Raw genomic sequence first — 2,602 nt, 5'->3', positions numbered from 1 at the left:
AAAACGCCCCAGGTTCATGGCTGCGGACCTGGGGCGTTTTGTCATTATTTAGATTATGTGCCGTTTAGAATTGGTCCTTCAACAATTGACGGATTTCTTCCAAACGAGGTTGACGTGGGTTACCTGGCGTCGTTTGGTCGTTGTAAACCAAGTCAGGCAACGTGTCCAATGACTTCTCAAAGGCAGCCTTTGAAACACCGTTAGCTGACAATGAAGGTTGTACTTCAACACCGGCGAACAACGTGTCAATCTTAGCCAACAAAGCGTCAACCAATTCGGCGTCGTTCTTACCTTGCAAGCCAAGGTAGCGGGCGATATCAGCGTAATCCTTTTGAGCCGTGTACGTCTCGTAACGTGGGAATGGCGTACGCTTAACGTTACCAGTAACCGCGTTGAACTTGATGACGTGCTTCATGGCAATTGAGATTGCCAAACCGTGTGGCAAGCCGAATTCTCCACCAGTCTTGTGTGCCAAAGCGTGGTTAATTCCCAAGAAGGCGTTTGCGAATGACATACCGGCCAAAGTTGAAGCGTAGTGCATCTTTGAACGGGCTTCTTGACCTTCCTTTGATGGGTGGGCTGGGTCGTACTTGTATGACGTCTCCAAGTTATCGAAGATCAACTTGATGGCTTGCAACGCCCATGGACGAGTGAATTCTGAGGCCATTACTGAAACGTATGACTCCAAAGCGTGTGACAAAGCATCCAAACCTGAGAAGGCAACCGTGCGCTTTGGCACCGTCATCACGAACTCTGGGTCCACGATAGCCACTTGTGGTGTCAACTCGTAGTCAGCCAATGGGTACTTCACGTGCGTCTCATCATCTGTGATAACTGCGAATGGCGTTACTTCTGAACCAGTTCCTGACGTCGTTGGGATGGCAACCATTTGCGTCAAGTGTTGGTGATCAAACTTCACGATACGCTTGCGGATATCCATGAACTTTTGTGCCAACTCGCCGAACAATTCCTTCAAGGCAGCATCGTCGTTCAAGATGCCTTCGTGACCCTCTTCAGCTGAGTACTCGTACAAGAAGCGGGCAATCTTACCAGCGTCAAGCGCTGAACCACCACCAATTAAGACAACCGTGTCTGGTTGGAATTCGGCCATTTGACGGGCAATATCGATAGCTTGACCAATTGTTGGGTCTGGTTGAACAGAACCGTAGATTGATGTCTTTACTTGGTCCGCACGGAGTGCGAATTGATCCAAAATCTTGTCGACGAAGCCGAACTTGACCATACCTGGGTCGGCCACGATAAAGGCGCGGTCGATGTTTGGCAATTCTTGTAGGTACGTAATGGCATTTGACTCGTAGTAGATGTCCTTTGGCAAACGGACCCATTGTGGACGGTTACGACGACGGGCAACCGTCTTGATGTTAAGCAAATCGTAAGTAGACAAATTGTGTGACAATGAATTCTTCCCCCATGATCCAGTTCCTAGCGTCAATGATGGGCGCATTGCATCCGTGTAGATATCTCCCACACCACCGATTGAATCTGGTTGGTTAACCAAGATACGTGATGCTTCAATCTTGTCAGCGTATTCCTTAACGAATGGATCGTCTTGGGCACCGATTTGGATGGCAGCGTTGTGACCAGCACCTTGGTAGTTCAACAAAGCGCGGACGATTTCAATGGCGTCTTCGCGGTCAGCAGCCTTGTAGACTGACAACAAAGGACTCAACTTTTCTGATGACAAAGCTTCACCGATGTTCTTCTTGTCCAATTCGAACAACAAAACATCCTTATCTTCTGGCAACTTCAAACCTGATTGCTCGGCAATCCACTTACCTGACATACCAGCAACTGGTCCGTTAACCCCGTAACCTTCTGCGTTTGGCTTGAAGACAAAGTTAGCAACCTTCTCGTAGTCCTTCTTTGGCGTCAAGTAAGCACCTTGTTCTTGCAACTTGCGCATGACTTCGTCATAAACAGGGGCTTCGATAACCAATGAGTTTTCAGTGGCACAGATCATACCGTTGTCAAAACGCTTTGACAATAGCAAGTCTTCAACCGCACGGTCAACGTTAGCCGTTCCGTCAACGAACACAGCACCGTTACCAGCACCAACACCCATTGATGGGTTTCCTGACTTCAAAGCGGCGTTAACCATTGAAGGACCACCCGTTGCCAAGATTGACGCAATCTTTGGGTTTTGAATCAACGTCGTTGTCCCATCTAGTGATGGTGTGTCGATCCATTGGATGAAGTTCTTAGGTGCCCCAGCTGCAACGGCTGCATCGTAAACAATCTTAGCAGCGTGCGCTGATGACTTTTGGGCTTGTGGGTGGAAGGCAAAGACAATTGTGTTACGCGTCTTTGCGGCCAACATTGACTTGAAAATCGTCGTTGACGTTGGGTTCGTTGTTGGGACGATACCAGCCAAGATACCAAGTGGCGCTGCCAATTCAACCTTACCCGTAACGCGGTCTTCTGAGATTACACCAACCGTCTTGTCGTTCTTGATGGCGTTGTAAACAGATTCTGAGGCGAAGCGATTCTTCGTGTCCTTGTCTTCGACAACCCCACGACCAGTTTCATCGTGCGCTTCGTGGGCCAACAACAATGAGTTTTCTGAACCAGCCAAAGCCATTGC

The 2,602-nt window shown here is 48.8% G+C and carries 1 protein-coding gene; it reads right to left on the bottom strand.

Features of this window, described 5'->3' with window-relative positions; all coding sequences use genetic code 11:
* Nucleotides 1–64: 64 nt before the first annotated feature.
* The coding region (adhE, locus tag ACJ28U_RS00050; protein WP_407617988.1) for a bifunctional acetaldehyde-CoA/alcohol dehydrogenase at nt 65–2,602 on the bottom strand (2,538 nt) is incomplete at its 5' end.

Source organism: Weissella sp. MSCH1 (assembly GCF_045799135.1).
GTDB lineage: Bacteria > Bacillota > Bacilli > Lactobacillales > Lactobacillaceae > Weissella.
Note: the sequence above shows the minus strand (reverse complement) of the source record. Positions and strands in the feature narration are given on the sequence as shown.